The following is an 18,634-nucleotide window of genomic DNA, read 5'->3' as shown; positions in this document are numbered from 1 at the left end:
CAACGCGGTCCCCACCTACACCGCCATCCTCTCCAGGCTTGCCCCGTCCTCGGCCTGATCCACCAGCAGAATCTCCCCGACCATCGCCTCCGCCAACGGCGACAATCTCTGCCGGGCCCGGCTGACGATCGCATACCGCGCCTCCGGCACCTCGACCCCGCTCACCTGCAACCGCACCAGCCCGCCCCCGTCATGGCTGACCCCGATCGCATCCGACCCGGCCACCAGCGCCTGCAAGCCTTCCGCGCATTCGATCGTCGCACCCAGCTCGACCAGGCTCGGCTCCCCGGCGGAAATGGCCAGCGGCCAGGCCTTCAGGTCCTCTTGCGTGATGCGGGCCTGTTCGGCCAGCGGATGCCCGTGGCGAACGAAGAACTGCCAGGCCCTCGGCTTCAACCGCAGAACCTGGAACGCAGAATCCCCATCGAAACCACGACTGTCGGCCACGAAGAACTCCAGCTTATCCGCCAGCAAGTGCTTGCCCAGTTCTGCTGTCTGGACACATACCCGTGCCTTCGGATACCGCCCGACGAACCCGGCCACGGCCCGCGTCACCAGCCCGCTCGCCGGCGCATGGCCAAAGCGCAGCTCTCCCGTCTCCAGATCATTGAACTGGCGAATCTCGTTGCTCAGCTGATGCGCGCCACTGACCAGCCGCCGCGCATGCTCCAGCACCACCAGCCCTTGCCGGGTCGGCGTCAGGTCCTTGCTCGCGCGGTCCACCAGCTGGCAACCGACACTGTGTTCGAGGGCCTGGATACTGCGGCTGAAAGCGGACTGGGAAAGACGCACCGAACCCGCCGCGGCAACGAAGCTGCGGTGTTCGGCGAGGGCGAGGAGGTGGCGCAACTGGCGCAGGTCGATGTGCATGGCACACCTTATAAAGGCAATCATTTATTCAGTAAAAGCATGTAAAAACATAAATAAATAACTGAAATGCATATGATTTCGGTCAGGCAAAGCCCCGATTTTCCATGCCTTTGGCGAATATTTTTAATGCCGCAAAGGCATCAGAAAATACCGTCGCCGCTGCAGGCCTTGATCTGCAAGGGCTGTAGCGATCGGTGAAAACAATATATTCCCAAAAATTCTATCTATAACTTTAAAGATTACTTTCAGAGATAAGCGTCTGACCCGGATCATTCCAGCCAAGCGAAGGCCCACCTTATCCCCTTCGATGGAATGCACCGAACCCCCAGGAGTTTATCAATGGGTAATGTCCAGACCGCCGCCAGTGCCGTTGACGTGCTGTGGCGCCCGACGCCGGGCGAACTGGTCGATCTCGGCCGGCCGCACCGTTCGCCGCTCGGCCAACAGCGCCTGCAGCGGGCGCCGCGCAGTGCGCTGAAGCGCCGCGAGAAAGTCCTGCTCGGCGTCTTCGCCCTGGTTCTGCATGGCGCGGCCGCGTACTGGATCAGCCAGAAACCGACCCCGGTGCTGCCCGTGGTGCCGCCGGAAATTCCACCGATGACCATCGAGTTTTCCCAGCCCGCACCGCCGGTGATCGAACCGCCACCACCCGTGGTCGAGCCCCCGCCGCCGGTGGTGGAGCCGCCACCGCCGGTGGAGGACGAACTGGCGGTGAAACCGCCGCCGCCCAAACCGGTACCGAAACCCAAACCGAAGCCCGTGCCCAAGCCAACGCCCAAGCCCGAGCCGAAACCGGTGGAACAGCCGCCAACCCCGGCCCCGCCGGTCGCCGCGCCGCAGCCGCCCGCGCCACCCGCGCCGGCACCGGTGACGCCGGCCTCGGCCAACGCCGCGTACCTGAAGAACCCGGCACCGGAGTACCCGTCGCTGGCCCAGCGTCGCGGCTGGGAAGGCACGGTGCTGCTGCGGGTCAAGGTGCTCGCCAGCGGCAAGCCGGGCGAGATCCAGATCCAGCAGAGCAGTGGTCGCCAGCAACTCGACGACGCCGCGCTGGCCGCGGTCAAGCGCTGGAGTTTCGTGCCGGCCAAGCAGGGCGATGTACCCCAGGAAGGCTGGGTGAGCGTGCCCATCGACTTCAAGATTCGCTAACCCAAATTCGCGCAACGAGAGAGAGAACACATCATGAGCGTATTGGCTTCCCCCCTTGAATCCATCGAAAGCGCGGTGATCTGGCTGCTGGTCGGCTTCTCCGTGGTCACCTGGGGCCTGGCCCTGGTCAAGACCGTGCAGTTTGTCCGTCTGAAGAACCAGGACAAGCGTTTCCACAAGCAATTCTGGGCCGCCTCCAGTCTCGACTCGGCGGCTGAACTGGCCCACTCGCAACCAGGCTCGGCGGCCCGTGTCGCCCAGGCCGGTTACGCCGCCATCGCCGTCGGCGAGCCGGGCCAGGCCACCGACCTGAGCCACGCCATCAACCACCAGGATCGCCTGGAGCGGGCCCTGCGCCAGCAGATCGTGCGGGAGCGTCGCTCGCTGGAAACCGGCCTGGCCGTGGTCGCCAGTATCGGCAGCACCTCGCCCTTCATCGGCCTGTTCGGCACCGTGTGGGGCATCATGGAAGCACTCAAGGGCATCAGCGCGGCGGGCTCGGCGAGCCTGGAAACCGTGGCTGGGCCGATCGGCGCGGCGCTGGTCGCCACTGGCGTGGGTATCGCCGTCGCGGTGCCGGCGGTGCTGGTTTACAACTACTTCCTGCGTCGGTTGAAGCTGACCGCCGCCGACCTCGACGACTTCGCCCACGACTTCTACAGCCTCGCGCAGAAGAGCGCCTTCCGCGTCATCGCCCACCCTACGCTGCTCAAGGCCGGTAACGCCGCGGGCCAGCCCGTGAAAGAGGCGGTGTGACATGGCCTTTTCGACCCAGGACAGCGACGAGGTACTCAGCGAGATCAACGTGACCCCGCTGGTGGATGTGATGCTGGTGCTGCTGGTGGTGTTCATCGTCACCGCGCCGCTGCTGACCAACGCCATCCCGATCAACTTGCCCAAGACCGAGGCCGTGGCCCCGGTGGAACAGAAGGATCCGTTGGTGGTGAGCATCGACGGGGCAGGGAAGCTGTTCATCAACAAGGATGAAATCCAGCCGGATCTGCTGGAAACCAACCTGCAGGCGGCGAAGGCCAAGGACCCCGAGGTACGGGTGCAACTGCAGGCGGACGATGGAGTGAATTACGGGGAGGTGGCGCGTGCCATGGCTTCCATTGAACGGGCGGGGATCACCAAGTTGTCGGTGATCACTGCACGCTGAGCAACACGCAACTCAGGCACATTTGAGGCCGGTCCTGTGGCAGGGGCTGGCTTTTTTTTCGGTTGATGGCGTTTCAGTGGGAAAGATAATTCGGAAATACCGAATTTTTTCAGTGGCTGGTCCTCAAGAGCATGGGTATCTCCGCAAACCCCAAAGCCTGACATTGAACTGCATCAGGGCTGACAGGTGCTCGCCTTGACAGGTGCAGCGCCCTCCAGATCGAGCGCCGCCCGCGCGGCGCATCGCGGGCAAGGCCCGCTCCCACATCGGTTGCAACGTACCTATGCCTGACAGGCCATGGTTGACCGCCTTGTTGGTTCGACGCGATACCGAGTCGAGCCCAACAGCCTCCCCGCGATGCATTGCCGAAAAAACAAAGGCTGACAACTCAAATCCAACAGGCCATGGCACGTTGCAAAAGATGTGGGAGCGGGCCTTGCCCGCGATGCGCCGCGCGGGCGGCGCTCGATCTGGAGGACGCTGCACCTATAAAGGCGAACACCTGGCAGCCCTGATGCGATTCCGCTCCCACGCCGGCTTCGGCAAGCCGGGAGATCACAGATTTCCAAACACAAAGCTGCTGGCCGGGTCTGGGCTGGAGGGATACCGTTTCCTGGCTCAATGGCTGCTGCATGGGTGAGGCGTAATGGCCTGCCGGGGTTTGTCCTTACCCCTCGGTTTTCCACCGCCTATGCAGTGGCCACCTTCCGGGACCGCTTTACGGTCCTTCGCGGGCAAGCCTCGCTCCTACCGGGGGAGGGCAATCAACCGCGATATTTCGTATGACTGTACCTCCGTAGGAGCGTGGCTTGTCGTGTGACGAACCACCGCGAAGGCCTGCGCAGCAGGCCCATTCCAGACACCTGCAAACATAAAGTTTGTGGAAGCTGAAAATCCTAGGACGTAACCTACGCGTTCTGTCGATCCTGTCTTCCTTGCCCATGGAAACCCCACCTTCTAGTCTTCTCCGTTCGCTGATGCACTGGCGAGTGGGTGTGGAAACCCATTGGGAATCACTTGGAAGACAGCCTCTACGGCGGCTGTGCGCGGGAGACCTTTGGGTCTGCCGGGTTTTCCAGTGACCCGGTTTTCCACCCCGCGTGCAGCTGCCACCCAATTCGTGTGGAAACGATCGGGTGTCGGTCCCAACCATCACTGGAGGTATCGATGAAAAAAATAGTCCCCGACCCACCTTTGGCCCCAACCTGCGCCCGCCCCTTCGGCACATGCCCCACCCACCCGCCACTCTTCTCCGTAAACCCCGGCATCGACCCCCACAGCACCCTGATCCACATCTCCATGTTCCTGCGCTGCGCCTACGAATCCACCCAGCTCTCCCTCACCCCGGAACCCGGCACCAGCAGCTTCCCCTGGCTGACGATGCATGCCGTGGAAGCGGCGAAGGGCCTGGTCGACGCCTTGATCGACGGCTACGAAAGCCGCGACTGGCAGCAGCCCACCGCCTGACGCCTGGCGGGACCCGCAGTGGTCCCGCTTTCAATATGGTTATTAATAAATAGCTTCTTATTCCTTTACGGATATAACTCCCTCGCCAATACTTCCTCGCATGCAAGCAACCGCAGCAGGAGGCAGTTCCCCATGCGCAACGAGTCGATCCGTTACCTGATTGTGCCGGGCTGGCAGGGTTCGCCAGAGCAGCACTGGCAAAGCCATTGGCACCGGACGCTGCCCAACAGCGCCCGTGTCGAGCAGGCCGACTGGCTGACGCCGACGCGCGGGGACTGGGTCGCGGCGCTGGAAGAGGCGATTGCCGCCGACGCGGCGCCAGTGATCCTGATCGCCCACAGCCTGGGTTGCATCACCGTCGCCCACTGGGCCGCGCAGGCCAGCCCGGCCTTGCTGCGCCGGGTCCGTGGTGCGCTGCTGGTGGCGCCGGCGGATGTCGAGCGACCGGCCTGCTCGCCGGCTCTGCGCAACTTCGCGCCGATTCCCATGAACCTGCTGCCGTTCCCCAGCCAGGTGGTGACCTCCGACAACGACCCGGCCGTCAGCACGCCGCGTGCCATGCAACTGGCCCGCGCCTGGGGCGCCGAAGCCGGGGTGCTCGGTGGTGCCGGGCATATCAACGTCAAGTCCGGCCACCAGCGCTGGGAACAGGGCTTCGCCTACCTGTACCGCCTGCAGAGTCGAATGGAACAGGGCGCCCTGCGTCGCGCCTGATCCGCCACCGCCTTTCTTCATCTTTCTCTTCGTAACGCCCGGGCCAGGAGCCCGGGCGGGAGCTTTGCCATGACTGCACAAGACACCTTCGGCCAGCCGCTGCTGACCTTTCCCGAACTCGACAAGAGCCCGCTGAGCATTCGCGCCAAGGCGCTGGTGTTCGTCGATCCGCGCTCGCGCCAGTTGCGCGAGGAACTCGAACTGCTGGCGCCGCTGGCCCTGCCGGTGCTGATCCGCGGTGAAAGCGGTACCGGCAAGGAATTGCTGGCCCGGCAGATCCACCGCGCCAGCGACCGCGGCGGCCTGTTCGTCTCGGTCAACTGCGGGGCGATCAGCCCGACCTATGCCGATGCCGAGCTGTTCGGCTACACCGCCGGTGCCCACAGCGGCACCGCCAGCAGCCGCGCCGGCTGGTTCGGTTCGGCCAATGGCGGAACGCTGTACCTGGATGAGATCGCCGACCTGCCGCTGGCGATCCAGGTCAAGCTGCTGGCCGCCCTGGAGAACCGCGAGGTCTATCGCGTCGGCGCGCAGCAGCCGCACCCGGTGGACGTGCGCCTGGTCGCCGCGTCGAGCATCGACCTGGCCGAGGCGGTCGCCGCCGGGCACTTCCACCCACGGCTGTTCGACTACCTGCACGAAGGTCGCCTGGAGTTGCCGGCCTTGCGCGAGCGGGTCGGCGACATCCTGCCGCTGGCCGAATACTTCGTCGGCATCTACAGCCCGAAACTCAACCGCCCGGTGCCGCTGCTCAGCGAGGAAGCCCAGCGTGTGCTGGAACTGCACGACTGGCCGGGCAATACCCGCGAACTGGAGAACGTCATTCACTTCGCCCTGCTGCAGGGCAGTGGCGACGAAATCCTCGCCGAACACCTGAACCTGCCGACCCCGCTGCATGCCCTGGCCCAGCGCCTGGAGCGCCTCAGCGAGTTGGGCGATGCCCAGGAGCGACGGGCATTGCAGAAGCTGCTTGAGCAAACCTTGTTGCGCCTTACGCAAGACGTGATCTAGCGCGTTGCGCTTCATGCATCGAGGGGTTTGTGAAAAAAAGGAATAAGTGACTAACCAAAAGATATTGTTCGGGAATAAAAAATCCCGATATTGTCCGCCTCACGCCGGGCAGCACGGGCCTGGCGAACCAACACATCGACGCCCACGAGGCGCGGAATACCAATAAGGACTGCACATGAAAAAAGCTCTGTTGATGACTGCCCTGGCTGCCGCGCTGTCGGTTGCCGGTTTTGCCCATGCGGGCGAGAAACTGGTGGTGGCCGCCACCCCGGTGCCGCATGCCGAGATCCTGGAGCTGATCAAGCCGACCCTGGCCAAAGAAGGCGTGGACCTGGAGATCAAGGTCTTCACCGATTACGTGCAGCCTAACGTGCAGGTCGACCAGAAGCGTCTGGACGCCAACTACTTCCAGACCCTGCCGTACCTGAAGAACTTCAACGAAGGCAAGGGCACCCACCTGGAAACCGTGATCGGCGTTCACGTCGAGCCGTTCGGTGGTTACTCGAAGAAGGTCAAGAGCCTGGCCGAGCTGAAGGAAGGCGCCACCGTCGCCATCCCGAACGAGGGCAGCAACAGTGGTCGTGCCCTGCTTCTGTTGCAGAAGGCCGGCCTGATCACCCTGAAGGATCCGAAGAACGCCCTGGCGACCCCGAAAGACATCGCCGAGAACCCGAAGAAACTGAAATTCCGCGAACTGGAATCGGCCATGCTCCCGCGTGTGCTGGACCAGGTTGACCTGGACATGATCAACACCAACTACGCGCTGGAAGCGGGTCTGAACCCGGCGAAAGACGCGCTGGTGATCGAGGGCAGCGACTCGCCTTACGTGAACTTCCTGGTGGCCCGTCCGGACAACAAGGACAGCGAAGCGATCCAGAAGCTGGCCAAGGCCCTGACTTCGCCTGAGGTGAAGACCTTTATCGAGAAGAAGTACAGCGGCGCGGTATTGCCGGCGTTCTGATTCGTCTCTGAATACGCTGTTTGGGGCTGCTTTGCAGCCCTTCGCGAGCACGCTCGCTCCTACAGGATTCGCGTGACTCTGTAGGAGCGAGCGTGCTCGCGAAGGGCCGCAAAGCGGCCCCAATTGCTTTAGCCCTGACAGTTCTGCCAGTTATGAGCCGTTCGGCCTGTCTATACACTGCGAACATGCTTGTTCCACGGGAACCAGGGTGCGCGATGGCGGTTCGAAACGATGACTCCAGGGTGGTCTTGTTCGCCTGCGACTCACAGCAGAGCGTGCTGGCGGCGCGATCCGCCGAAGCACACGACGCTACCGCCTATTCGCCCTACGGCCAGCGCCACGCGCGGTCGCATGTCGCGCAACCCGGGTTCAACGGCGAACTGCCCGAGCCTGCCACAGGCCTTTACCTGCTGGGTAACGGCTACCGTGCCTACAACCCCGTGCTGATGCGTTTTCACCAGCCGGACAGCTGGAGTCCGTTCGGAGCGGGTGGTTTCAATCCCTACGTGTACTGCCTGGGCGATCCGATCAACTTTCGCGACCCCACCGGCCACATGGCCTGGCTCGGCGGGGTTGGGCTGGAGGCATTGATGTTGCTGGCTTCCCCGGGCTCGCGGGCGGATACGTCGACGCAGGGAGAAAGTGGAGGAGGATCGTCGCTATGGATGTGGCTTTCCATCGGTCTTGGTGTGGCCTCGATGGTGGGTGTCGGGGGCATGTTGGCTGCTGGAAGGAGACGACGTTCGGCGTCTCCTCAAACCCACCCGCTGGACCTGTCCTCGTCAGCTCCGCAAACACACCCACTGGACCTGTCCGTGCCAGCTCCGCAAACACAGCCTATGGATCTGAGCTTGCCTAAAGGCGGGGATCCATTGTCGCGACTCGCCTCGCTTGCGCGCGCCCCCCGTCAGCCTTTCCCGGAACCCACTTTGTCGCCCCCTTATCCCGGAAGGAGAGGCGATGGCGAATGGATGAAGGCTGTGATCGATAACCTCGACAGCGCGACGTTATCCCGATACGCCAGAGAGGGCCCCAATAGACCGAATGTATTGCGAAAAATGAAAGAGCACCTACCGACATCAAGTCCGCAGGCGAGAGCGAGAACGAGATTCGATGAGTTCAAAATGAAAGATTTGCGCACGTTGCAGCGGTCTCAGCCAGGTTCGGAACTATACGAATTCCTCGAGAGAATGGTGTCCACTGTTCGTGGAAACAGGTAAGGAGGGCATCGTTAGGATCCGACGTGCATATCAATATGCAATAACGGTATTTAAATAATTATTTTTATACCTTTAGAGTCTTTCCCCAGTAAGGCTTACCCGCCTCGAAACCTGTGGACACCACCCGTCTACCCCCGGGTCGGTTCGGAAAAGACTCCATCCCATGAGCTTCGACTTCACCTTCATCCTCGGCACGCTCCCCGCCTTCCTCAAGGCCGTCGGCGTGACCCTGCAGGTCGGTCTGATCACCATCGCCACCTCGCTGCTGGTTGCACTGATCAACGCGCCGATCCTGCTTTACCGCACCCCCGTCCTGCATCGCCTGGTCGCCCTGTACGTCGAGCTGGCGCGCAACACGCCGCTGCTGATCCAGCTGTTCTTCGTCTACTTCGCCTTGCCGGCCCTGGGCGTGAAAGTCTCCGGCTTCGCGGCGGCGATCATCACCATGACCTTCCTCGGCGGCGCCTACCTCACCGAGGTGCTGCGTGCCGGTGTCGAGGCGGTGCCCGCCGCGCAACTGGAGTCCGGGCGCTCCATCGGTCTTTCCGAAGGCCAGCTGCTGCGCCATGTGATCCTGCCCCAGGCCGGCCTGCTCAGCCTGCCGGCGCTGTTCGCCAACTTCATCTTCCTGCTCAAGGAAACCACGGTGGTCTCCGCCGTGGCGGTGCCGGAAGTCCTCTACACCACCAAGAGCTACATCGCCCTCTACTACAAGACCTACGAAATGCTCGCGGTGATGACGCTGATCTGCGTCCTGCTGTTCCTGCCCCTGTCGCTGCTGCTGAGCCGTCTGGAAAGGAGGCTGCAACATGGCCAGTTCGGGTCTTGAGCTGCTCGTGGTGTCGTTGCCGCAACTGGGCAAGGGCGCCGCGCAAACCCTGGCGATCTCCGGCCTGGGCATTCTGTTCGCGACCCTCGGCGGCGTGCTCTACGGCGTGCTGGCGACCCTCGGCAAGGGCGGTGTGAATGCGCTGCTGCGCATCTACCTGGAGCTGTTCCGCGCCATCCCGGTGCTGGTCTGGCTGTACCTGCTGTTCTTCGGCCTGCCGATCTTTTTCAAGATCAGCCTGCCGAGCTTCTGGTGCGCCGTGCTGGTTTTGGCCCTGTGGGGCGCCAGCGAGGTCGGCGAGGTGGTGCGCGGGGCGTTGCAGTCGCTGCCGCGCGGCCAGCGTGAAGCCGGCCTGTCCATCGGCCTGTCCGCCTGGCAGCTGTACGGCTACGTGCTGCTGCCGCAGGCGCTGAAGCGCATGACCCCGCCGACCATCAACGTCTACACGCGGATCATCAAGACCAGCTCCCTGGCGGTGCTGATCGGCGTGGTCGACGTGATCAAGGTCGGCCAGCAGATCATCGAGCGCACCTACGAGTCGGTGCTGATCTACGGCGCGCTGTTCCTGTTTTTCTTCTTCATCTGCTACCCGCTCTCGGCGGCCTCGAAGGCCCTGGAGCGGCGTTGGACGCACGCATGAGCGCACTGATCGAATTCAAGGGTTTCAACAAGTTCTTCGGCGAGCAGCAGGTGCTCGCCGACCTCGACCTGAGCGTGCAGGCCGGCGAGGTAGTGGTGATCCTCGGCCCCAGCGGCTGCGGCAAGAGCACCCTGCTGCGCTGCCTCAACGGCCTGGAGGCCGCCCACAGCGGCAGCCTGCGCCTGGAGGGCCGCGAACTGCTCGACCCGAAGACCGACTGGCGCGAGATCCGCCAGCAGGTCGGCATGGTGTTCCAGAGCTATCACCTGTTCGGCCACATGAGCGTGCTCGACAACCTGCTGCTCGGCCCGCTCAAGGTGCAGAAGCGCGAACGCCACGAGGCCCAGGCCCAGGCCGAGGCGCTGCTGGCCCGGGTCGGCCTGCTGGACAAGCGCGACGCCTACCCGCGCCAGCTCTCCGGTGGCCAGCAGCAACGCATCGCCATCGTCCGTTCGCTGTGCATGAACCCGCGGATGATGCTGTTCGACGAGGTCACCGCGGCCCTCGACCCGGAAATGGTCAAGGAAGTCCTGCAGGTGATCCAGGGCCTGGCCCGCGACGGCATGACCCTGCTCATCGTTACCCACGAAATGGCCTTCGCCCGCGCGGTGGCCGATCGCATCGTGTTCATGGAGTCCGGCAGGATCCTTGAACAGAGCCCCCCCGAGCGCTTCTTCACGAACCCGCGGACCGCACGCGCGCAGCAGTTCCTGGAGAAATTCTCCTACGTCGAAAACCTGCCGGAGCGACCTCAAAAGGAACTGATATGAAAACTGCCAAGACCTCGAAACTGTTGTTGTCCCTGCTCGGCCTGGCCTTGCTCGCCGGCTGCAACAAGGCCGAAGAACCGCCCAAGGCCGCCGCCGCGACACCCGCGCCGGCCACCTCCAGCTACCTGGAAACCATCAAGGCCCGCGACAAGCTGATCGTCGGCGTGTTCACCGACAAGCCGCCGTTCGGCTTCGTCGACGAGACGGGCCGCTACGTCGGCTTCGATACCGATATCGGTCGTGCCTTCGCCAAGTCGCTGCTGGGCGACGAGAACAAGGTCGAGTTCGTCGCCGTCGAACCGGCCAGCCGCATTCCGTTCCTGCAGAGCGACAAGGTCGACCTGATCCTGGCCAACATGACCGTCACCCCCGAGCGCAAGGAAGCGGTGGAGTTCACCAACCCCAACCTGCGCGTCGCCGTGCAGGCCCTGGTGGCGGACGGCAGCAGCGTGCAGAAGCTCGACGACCTGGCGGACAAGACCACCATCGTCACCACCGGCACCACCGCGGATATCTGGCTGACCAAGAACCACCCGGACTGGAAACTGCTCAAGTTCGAGAAGAACAGCGAGTCGCTGCAGGCCCTGGCCAACGGCCGTGGTGATGCCTACGCGCAGGACAACCTGATCCTGTTCAGTTGGTCCAAGCAGAACCCGGGCTACCGCGTACTGCCGCAGCTGCTGGGCGAGGAAGCACCGATCGCACCGGCGGTGAAGAAGGGCAATATCGAGCTGCGCGACTGGGTCAACGCCGAGCTTTCGCGCCTGGGCGAGCAGAAGTACCTGCTCAAGCTGTACGACCAGTACGTGCGCAAGGAACTGAGCGACGACACCAAGCCGGAGAGCGTGATCGTCGAAGGCGGCAAGTGGCAGGGCTGAACCCTTACCTGACAGTTCTGCCAGCTAGGCGGCTCGGTATGGAAGGGTAACCTGTGGTCAATCGATTCCCGGTTGACCACAGGTTGCGTCCATGTCGAACGACCGCCCCGTCCTGCTGGCCTGCGATCCGCATCAGACCCCTTTGCAGGCGGTTGCGGATGGGCAGTGCCAGGCGCTTGCCCATGGCCCCTATGGCCATCGTCCTGAACACCCCGGCCTTGCTGGCAGCGGCTTCAACGGCCAGTGGCGCGAGCCGGAGACTGGGTGGTACCTGCTGGGCAATGGCTACCGTGCCTACAACCCGGTACTGATGCGCTTCCACCAGCCGGACAGCTGGAGTCCGTTCGGCGGTGGCGGCCTCAACCCCTACGTGTATTGCCTCGGCGACCCGATCAATCATCGCGATCCCACGGCACACATGGCCTGGTTCGGAGCGTTGGGGCTGGAGGCACTGGGGGGGATGGCGGCAAGAGCGCCGGTGGGGGCGGCAGAGGGCGGTTCGGCGGAGGCTTCGCCGTGGTCATGGATTTCCATCATCCTTGGCGTGGCTGCGGTAGGTGCCATCGCCGGCGTTGGGGCCGGACTGAAGGACAAACTCAAGGGACTCTCCCCCAGACGTCCGCAGTCACCGCCTTTGGACGTGCGGCGTGAAACCGTGATCAGTTTCGCCCCGAGGGTCTCGCAGCAGCAGGTGCCCTCGACCTCCTCTGCACCTCATCGGACCTCCACGATGGTCCAAGGACGTGCTGCTTGGACCAAAGAGAGGCAGGGTGCTGATTTCCCGAAAATCGCGGCTGCCATCGACGCCAGGAACGTCACGGATTTCAAGGCGCTTTACAGCCGCTATGGCAACAAGGGGGAAGCCAGGAAAATGCTGCGCGAGAGACTACCGTCGACCCCTTACTACAGAAAAGAGGCTGAACTACGAGTACCAATAAAAAAGAAGGATCTGGAGTGGCTGGCGGCCAACGCGGACCCAACAGACAGGGATTTCGTCAGGGGCATCAAGGACGCTTTTCCCGACTGGTAGTGCCTTGCTCAAGACTGTCGGAGCGGGTCGATCTGTTCGCCATCGTCGCAGCGTTTGCCGGTCGTGCCGATCAGTGTCCCGATCCTGCTTTGCCGTGCCTCCGTCCGGCCTCTCCCGGGGGCATCAGGCCCGCTCGCGCCATCGTCAAGGGCGGCACCTGACAGTTCTGCCAGCTAGGCGCCACGGGCAGGAGGGGTAACCTGTGGCAATCGCGTTTCAGTTGATCCGGGTTCCCGTCCATGTCGAACGACCGCCTCGCCCTGCTGGCCTGTACCCTTCATCAGAGCCCATTGCGGGCTGTGGCGGGCGGGCATCTGCAGGACATTGTTCATGGCCCCTACGGCCATCGTCGCGAACCCCACGGCCTGCCCGGCAGCGGTTTCAATGGCCAGTGGCGCGAGCCGGAGACTGGGTGGTACCTGCTGGGCAATGGGTATCGGGCCTACAACCCGGTGCTGATGCGCTTCAACAGTGCGGACAGCCTGAGCCCGTTCGGGCGGGGTGGGTTGAATGCGTATGGGTATTGCCTGGGGGATCCGGTCAATCGGCTCGATCCCGATGGGCATGCGCCGGTGTTCGCTTTCCTGAGGCAGATCAGCCGAGTGTTGAATCGCTCCTCGCTGCGGCGTGGCATCAAGCACAAGCGCTTGCCGAGCGAGGGGAACTCGCCCTTGACGAGCACAACCAGCTTGGCGTCTGGAAGCTCGCCCTCGACGAGCATGACTGCCTTGTCGACTGGAAGCGCGCAGGCGATGAGTACGAATGATGACGGGGCACTGGGCGCTTCCACTCTGCAGTCTCTGCACACTGCAGCGGGTGTCCAGGCTACGCCAAGCGAAACGCCCGGCCACCGACCCGTGCCGACCAGGCCTGCATCACAGGCCGATGTCACGATGCTGGGTCCGTTGCCAGTGTTGCCGCGGTCTTCCAATCCGTCTCCATTCTCGCGCACCGTCTTGGCACTCCGTGACATGTCTCTTTCACCTCGCAGTGACGGCACGCCGCGCAGAACGCTGTCAAACCCATTAGCGACGTGGCATGGCAAACAAGCATTTAAAAGGCACCGGGAATTGACCGCCCCACCGCCGCTCTCGCCATTCGATTCAGGTGCTACCCATGATGGATAACCACTCTGCTCTGCTGAGCTGCAACCTCCAGCAAACGCCCCTGGCAGTCCTTGTGGATCGTCAGCGCCAGAGCATTGCCCATGGTCCTTACGGCCATCGCTCCGAATGCCCCGACCTGCCCGGCAGCGGTTTCAACGGCCAGTGGCGCGAGCCGGAGACTGGGTGGTACCTGCTGGGCAATGGCTATCGGGCCTACAACCCGGTGTTGATGCGCTTCAACAGCCCGGACAGCCTGAGCCCGTTCGGGCGGGGTGGGTTGAATGCGTATGGGTATTGCCTGGGCGATCCGGTCAATCGGACCGACCCCGATGGGCATGTGCCCCTCCTGCGGCTGTTCACGCAACTCAGGAAGTTTCTCGGTCGTTCCGCCCGCCGTATTACCGGGAGCAAGGGCAGGCCGGCTCGGCAGAAAGCGCTCCTGGATAAGCGAGACTCCACTTCGTCGGCACATAGCGAAAATCTGCCGGCAGGGCCCGCGGTGTCAGGAGTCATGGCGTCAGAGCCAAATACCAGCTTGCCCCCTGGACCTGTAAAAGGGCCTGTGGGACTCAGTAATCCGTCGAGTCATGTGCAATCTCCGAAGGGAGCACCGAGGACAGTGCCGGTCTTTAGCGCGTCACAGGTGAAACTGGTGAAGCGGTTAACACCGTTGGGAGGAAGTGGGAGTAAAACGCATGCTCATTTGCCTGATGCAGTCAGAGATATGATTCGGAGAAGAAACAAAGCGCTGAACGCAGACGAGGTCGATACCAATCCGTCCAGCCCCCTCTGACCTGCTACCCGGATTTGCAGACTGATGGCGGAACGATTTTCCAATGGAGAGGTGCCCGACATGATATGGACCCTGCTGCTGGCATGCGATCAGCAGCAGTCGGTACTGCGGGCGGGAAGCGACGCCGTCGTCTATACCCCGCACGGGCATCACGCCAGCCTCTTTCGCGCCGAACTGCCTGCCTTCAACGGCGAACTGCCGGAGTGGCGGACCGGCCATTACCTGCTGGGCAACGGCTATCGCGTCTACAACCCGGTGCTGATGCGTTTCCACAGCCCGGACAGTTGGAGCCCGTTCGGACGGGGTGGGTTGAATGCCTACGCTTTTTGCCTGGGCGATCCGGTCAATCTGCTCGATCCCGACGGGCATGCTCCCTTGTCCGGCTTTCTTGCTGGACTGAGGAAGTTCTTTGGCCGTGTCCTGCGCCGGCGTGCCTCTGAGGGGGGCGAGGGCGGCAGGCGTATGCTTCCGGCGCGGTCGCCAGCGCCGAGCCAGCGGGGTGCTGCGACGCGTGGCTCAGGTGACGCCAGTTCGTCCCGTGCGAGGTTGCCTGGGGTGTTCCGAGGTTTGCTGCGCAGACGCAAGGTAAAGCCGCAGCGAAAATATTCGGCGATGGAAGTGGCGATTTTTCTCGACCGGCAGCGGAGCATGAGGTCGATCAGTCCCGCCGAAACGACACCGCGCGGTCCGACCCCCTTTGGTCTGCCTGAGCAGACCCTCGGCAAGATAGATTCCCAACATGGCCCGACCATGCCCTGGGACAAGCACGACGATCCTTCGGCCGTCGTCGACATGGCAACTCGGCTCAGGGAGTTCCGCCGTGGCATGGGTTCCAGCTGAGCGGTCCGCTCAGGATTCAGGCCGGCTCGTCGAGCGTGACCCTATCAGTTCTGTCAGTTATGTCTTCGCCAGCGTGTTTGTATGCTGACGGCAATGTGCATCCAAAGGGACTCCGAGCATGAACGAGACCGTGCTGCTGGCCTGCGATCCTCGACAGTCGGTGTTGCGAGCAGGGTGTCGGAGCTTCGCCTACATGCCCTATGGGTACCGCGATCGCCTGCTTCGCCGTGGCTTGCCTGGTTTCAACGGCGAATGGCCCGAATCGCCGACCGGGCATTACCTTCTCGGACACGGCTACCGCGCCTACAACCCGATGGTGATGCGCTTCAACAGCCCGGATAGCGAGAGTCCCTTTCGGAGAGGAGGCTTGAACGCCTACGGGTATTGCCTGGGCGATCCGGTCAACCTGACGGATCCGGACGGGCATGCCCCTTTCTTCCGCCTTCTGGCGCGGGTGGGGACACTCCTGCGCCGGGCCCGGAAACGACCGGCACAGCGCCCGCCCAGCTACCAAGGGTTGCAGGGCTCGTCATCGAGTCTGGATACCCTGGGTTCCACGGGGGAGCGTCTCGATTCGAGCGAGGTGCCCCTTACGAGCGCGGCACTGCGGGCAAGAACGCGGCCCGAAGGTGCTGGCGTCTCGTCCGGCAGCGGCAATAACGCTGCTCCCGAGGTGCCGGCTCCATTGAAGGATGCGCCTGTCGGGGCCGGCAAGGGGGTGTTGTCGAGGACCGGATCATCGCGGGTTACCGCAATCGCCTCCAGTCCCGATACGCGGAAGAGCCCAAGTCCTGTGCGTCAACAGTTGGCCGCGGAAACCGTCAGCGCGGTGGATAGATTTCTGACCAAAGAGTACAAGAAGATCCGCAAACGGCCTTGAAACAGCGCTTGCCCTGCCTGTTCCGATGATCTCCCTCTCATTCCGGCCAGTTCCACGCTGGCTCATCGAGCATCCCCTGACCCACCACCCGGGTCTGTCCCAGATGTTTCTCCAGCACAATGGAGTTGCACGTCGCATCGCCCTCAAGCGCCTCCATCAACGCCCGCGAGTGGGACACCACCCACATCTGGCAGTGCTGCGACGCCTTGATGATCAAACGCGCCAGGGCCGGGATCAGGTCCGGGTGCAGGCTGGTTTCCGGTTCGTTGAGGACCATCATGGTCGGTGGGCGCGGGGTCAGCAGCGCCGCCACCAGCAGCAGATAGCGCAGGGTGCCGTCCGACAGTTCCGCCGCCGACAGCGGGCGCAGCAGGCCTTCCTGGTGCAACTGCACGCTGAACAACCCGCCCGGCACCGCATCGATGTCCAGGCGCGAGCCGGGGAAGGCATCGGCGATGGTGTCGTGCAGCGCCTGTGCATCGCCCACTTCGAGGATGGTCTGCAACGCCGCCGCCAGGTCGCGGCCATCGTGGTGCAGCACCGGCGTGCGTGTGCCCAGGCGCGGGTAGCGCACGGGCGCCTGGGCATCGGTGCGCAGGTGGTCGTAGAAACGCCAGCCACGGATCTGCTCGCGCAATACCAGTACCTCGGGCGACGAGCGCAGGTTGCCGACCTGGTCGAACAGGCTGTCGGCACAGGACGCATGCTGCGCCAGCACCTCCCATTGGCGGCCTTCGCGCGCCTTGATCAGCGCAGCGCGACGGTCCACCAGCAGGCTGGCGGGGCGACACAGCGGCCCGGCCCAGAGGCTCTCGCGCTTGATCTCAGGGTCGAGGGCGAAGCGCGTCACGGACGACGGTGTCGGCAGGCCGAGGCCGATGGCGTAGCCGAAATCCTCGCTGGCGAAACCCAGCCACAGGCGCTTTACCTTCTGCCGCGGGCCACCCTCGATGTCCACCTCGCCCTGGCTCATGCGCCGGGTGATGCGTTCCGGCCCGGCCCAGAACGTCGACTCCAGCCCGCCCTCGGCGGCCAGGGCATTGACCACCCCGCCATGGGCGGTTTCCGCCAGCAGGCGCAGGGCCTTGTACAGGTTGGACTTACCGCTGCCGTTGGGCCCGGTGATCAGGTTCAGGCGCCCCAACGGCAGCACCAGGCGGTTGATCGAGCGGTAGTTGGCGACGGCCAGGGTGGTGAGCATTACGGGCTTCCGCGGGAGGAAAAGGGCTCAGTATCGCTGATCGGTACTGTCAGTTCTGTCAGTTATCGCTTCGGTCGGCGGCTTGTATGCTGACACGGGTCCGTCTTGTCATGGACAGGTAGCGAAGATGAACACCACGCGACTGCTGGCCTGTGATCACCCGCAATCGGTGCTGCGGGCCGGGCACCAGGCCATTGTCTACAGTGCCTACGGACATCGCCATCCGGTCTTGCCCGTGGCGGTGCCTGGCTTCAACGGCGAGCTTCCGGATGCCTTGACCGGACACTATCTGCTCGGCAATGGCTACCGCGCCTACAACCCGGTGCTGATGCGCTTCAACAGCCCGGACAGCTGGAGTCCGTTCGGCCGGGGCGGGTTGAATGCCTATGGTTACTGCCTGGGCGATCCGGTGAACCGGCGCGATCCGGGTGGGCATTTCTCGGCTCGCCGGGAAGCAGTGCCGCAGGAAGGTTCAGCTATGGAGAAGGGGCTGCTCACGGGCCTGATCATTCTGGGCGGGGTGTTGCTGGGAATCGGTGTAATCGGTGGCCTGGTATCGAAGGTCGACGAATTCATGAAGCTGTCGCGCAAGGCCCTGACCCGAGGCCCGGGCGTGAACCAACTGCCGGCAAGCCGAGCCATCATCGAGAACGGCCTTGCAGCCACCCAGAATCCTTCATCGTTCACCAAGGCACTGATCTTGACCAACCGCAACCTGGGCAGTCACAACAACACGGATCTCACCGTGGCTCATGCCCACCGATATGTGGGAACTGCACGGGAGGTGGAGGCCGGAACGCTCTCGAATACCTCGGCGCATTGGCGATCGGCTGTTCTGTGGATGAAAACCCCCGGTACCAGTGGTGCCGTTGGCGGCGCATTCAACCTGGTGGCAACCGTCGTCTCTGGCGGGATAGATGCGTCGGAGAGGAAGTCGGGGCAGGCGCTCCGACGGCGCTCGCTATAGTCATCGCAAAGCGCCCCGGAGAGAAAACCGAAGTGAACCAACGACCTGCGGGCAGCATCGATTTATATCGACTCCGTTGTAAGAGAGTTCTCGTCATGGCGTGGGCAGTATCCAAACCCTGATCTACGCTAACAAACGCATAAATCACA

Annotated in this window: 19 protein-coding genes and 1 pseudogene; 18 read left to right on the top strand and 2 right to left on the bottom strand. The window is 63.3% G+C overall.

Going from position 1 to position 18,634, the window contains the following annotated elements:
- Positions 1–15: 15 nt before the first annotated feature.
- Entirely contained in the window at positions 16–870 is an 855-nt protein-coding gene (locus tag CHB99_RS03605) for a LysR family transcriptional regulator (RefSeq protein WP_042130059.1), read from the bottom strand.
- Between the two features lie 339 nt (positions 871–1,209).
- Between CHB99_RS03605 and CHB99_RS03600 the strand changes: the two genes are divergently transcribed.
- The 17 genes and pseudogenes from CHB99_RS03600 (at position 1,210) to CHB99_RS30480 (ending at position 16,317) form a co-directional block, all read left to right on the top strand.
- Positions 1,210–2,019 (top strand): energy transducer TonB, encoded by an 810-nt coding sequence (locus CHB99_RS03600; protein ID WP_042130057.1) that lies wholly within the window; start codon positions 1,210–1,212, stop codon positions 2,017–2,019.
- A gap of 33 nt (positions 2,020–2,052) precedes the next feature.
- Positions 2,053–2,775, top strand: a complete 723-nt coding sequence (locus CHB99_RS03595) for a MotA/TolQ/ExbB proton channel family protein (RefSeq protein ID WP_042130055.1) — start codon at positions 2,053–2,055, stop codon at positions 2,773–2,775.
- 1 nt (position 2,776) lies between these two features.
- Positions 2,777–3,178 carry an ExbD/TolR family protein gene (locus CHB99_RS03590; protein WP_009041659.1) on the top strand — a complete coding sequence of 134 codons (402 nt, stop codon included), beginning with the start codon at positions 2,777–2,779 and terminating at the stop codon, positions 3,176–3,178.
- A 1,167-nt stretch (positions 3,179–4,345) separates the two neighbouring features.
- On the top strand, positions 4,346–4,645 hold the full coding sequence (locus CHB99_RS03585) for a hypothetical protein (protein ID WP_042120648.1): 300 nt from the start codon (positions 4,346–4,348) through the stop codon (positions 4,643–4,645).
- 132 nt (positions 4,646–4,777) lie between these two features.
- Positions 4,778–5,359, top strand: a complete 582-nt coding sequence (locus tag CHB99_RS03580; protein WP_042120646.1) for an alpha/beta hydrolase — start codon at positions 4,778–4,780, stop codon at positions 5,357–5,359.
- Positions 5,360–5,428: 69 nt separating this feature from the next.
- Positions 5,429–6,370: a sigma 54-interacting transcriptional regulator gene (locus tag CHB99_RS03575; RefSeq protein ID WP_042120644.1), complete on the top strand. Its 942-nt coding sequence runs from the start codon at positions 5,429–5,431 to the stop codon at positions 6,368–6,370.
- Positions 6,371–6,545: 175 nt separating this feature from the next.
- Positions 6,546–7,331, top strand: coding sequence for a MetQ/NlpA family ABC transporter substrate-binding protein (locus CHB99_RS03570; protein ID WP_042120643.1), 786 nt, complete (start codon positions 6,546–6,548; stop codon positions 7,329–7,331).
- Positions 7,332–7,546: 215 nt separating this feature from the next.
- A complete protein-coding gene (locus CHB99_RS03565; protein WP_245655561.1) occupies positions 7,547–8,551 on the top strand; it encodes an RHS repeat-associated core domain-containing protein in 1,005 nt (334 codons plus the stop codon).
- A gap of 163 nt (positions 8,552–8,714) precedes the next feature.
- Positions 8,715–9,380: an amino acid ABC transporter permease gene (locus tag CHB99_RS03560; RefSeq protein ID WP_042120641.1), complete on the top strand. Its 666-nt coding sequence runs from the start codon at positions 8,715–8,717 to the stop codon at positions 9,378–9,380.
- Positions 9,361–10,020, top strand: coding sequence for an amino acid ABC transporter permease (locus CHB99_RS03555; RefSeq protein ID WP_042120640.1), 660 nt, complete (start codon positions 9,361–9,363; stop codon positions 10,018–10,020). The genes CHB99_RS03560 and CHB99_RS03555 overlap by 20 nt, the downstream gene beginning before the upstream one ends.
- Positions 10,017–10,790 (top strand): amino acid ABC transporter ATP-binding protein, encoded by a 774-nt coding sequence (locus CHB99_RS03550; protein ID WP_042120638.1) that lies wholly within the window; start codon positions 10,017–10,019, stop codon positions 10,788–10,790. Before CHB99_RS03555 ends, CHB99_RS03550 begins: the two co-directional genes overlap by 4 nt.
- On the top strand, positions 10,787–11,668 hold the full coding sequence (locus tag CHB99_RS03545) for a transporter substrate-binding domain-containing protein (protein WP_042120637.1): 882 nt from the start codon (positions 10,787–10,789) through the stop codon (positions 11,666–11,668). Before CHB99_RS03550 ends, CHB99_RS03545 begins: the two co-directional genes overlap by 4 nt.
- A gap of 91 nt (positions 11,669–11,759) precedes the next feature.
- The gene (locus CHB99_RS03540; protein ID WP_052419348.1) at positions 11,760–12,698 is read left to right on the top strand and encodes an RHS repeat-associated core domain-containing protein; all 939 of its coding nucleotides are present in this window, start codon (positions 11,760–11,762) and stop codon (positions 12,696–12,698) included.
- Between the two features lie 239 nt (positions 12,699–12,937).
- Entirely contained in the window at positions 12,938–13,825 is an 888-nt protein-coding gene (locus CHB99_RS30485; protein ID WP_084702434.1) for an RHS repeat-associated core domain-containing protein, read from the top strand.
- Positions 13,826–13,835: 10 nt separating this feature from the next.
- A pseudogene (locus CHB99_RS30020) lies at positions 13,836–14,159 on the top strand (RHS repeat-associated core domain-containing protein); the annotation flags it as partial.
- A 498-nt stretch (positions 14,160–14,657) separates the two neighbouring features.
- The gene (locus tag CHB99_RS03525) at positions 14,658–15,437 is read left to right on the top strand and encodes an RHS repeat-associated core domain-containing protein (protein WP_052419346.1); all 780 of its coding nucleotides are present in this window, start codon (positions 14,658–14,660) and stop codon (positions 15,435–15,437) included.
- A gap of 118 nt (positions 15,438–15,555) precedes the next feature.
- The gene (locus CHB99_RS30480; protein ID WP_052419345.1) at positions 15,556–16,317 is read left to right on the top strand and encodes an RHS repeat-associated core domain-containing protein; all 762 of its coding nucleotides are present in this window, start codon (positions 15,556–15,558) and stop codon (positions 16,315–16,317) included.
- A 37-nt stretch (positions 16,318–16,354) separates the two neighbouring features.
- Here the strand turns inward: CHB99_RS30480 and CHB99_RS03515 are convergent, their stop codons facing one another.
- Positions 16,355–17,518 (bottom strand): AAA family ATPase, encoded by a 1,164-nt coding sequence (locus CHB99_RS03515; protein ID WP_042120635.1) that lies wholly within the window; start codon positions 17,516–17,518, stop codon positions 16,355–16,357.
- 127 nt (positions 17,519–17,645) lie between these two features.
- On the opposite strand from CHB99_RS03515, the gene CHB99_RS03510 reads away from it, so the two are divergent.
- Positions 17,646–18,485, top strand: coding sequence for an RHS repeat-associated core domain-containing protein (locus tag CHB99_RS03510; RefSeq protein ID WP_052419344.1), 840 nt, complete (start codon positions 17,646–17,648; stop codon positions 18,483–18,485).
- Positions 18,486–18,634: the final 149 nt, after the last annotated feature.

The sequence above is a fragment of the Pseudomonas japonica genome (genome assembly GCF_900188455.1).
Taxonomy (GTDB): domain Bacteria; phylum Pseudomonadota; class Gammaproteobacteria; order Pseudomonadales; family Pseudomonadaceae; genus Aquipseudomonas; species Aquipseudomonas japonica.
The sequence above is the reverse complement of the archived record's forward strand: the minus strand, read 5'-3'. Positions and strand labels throughout refer to the sequence as shown.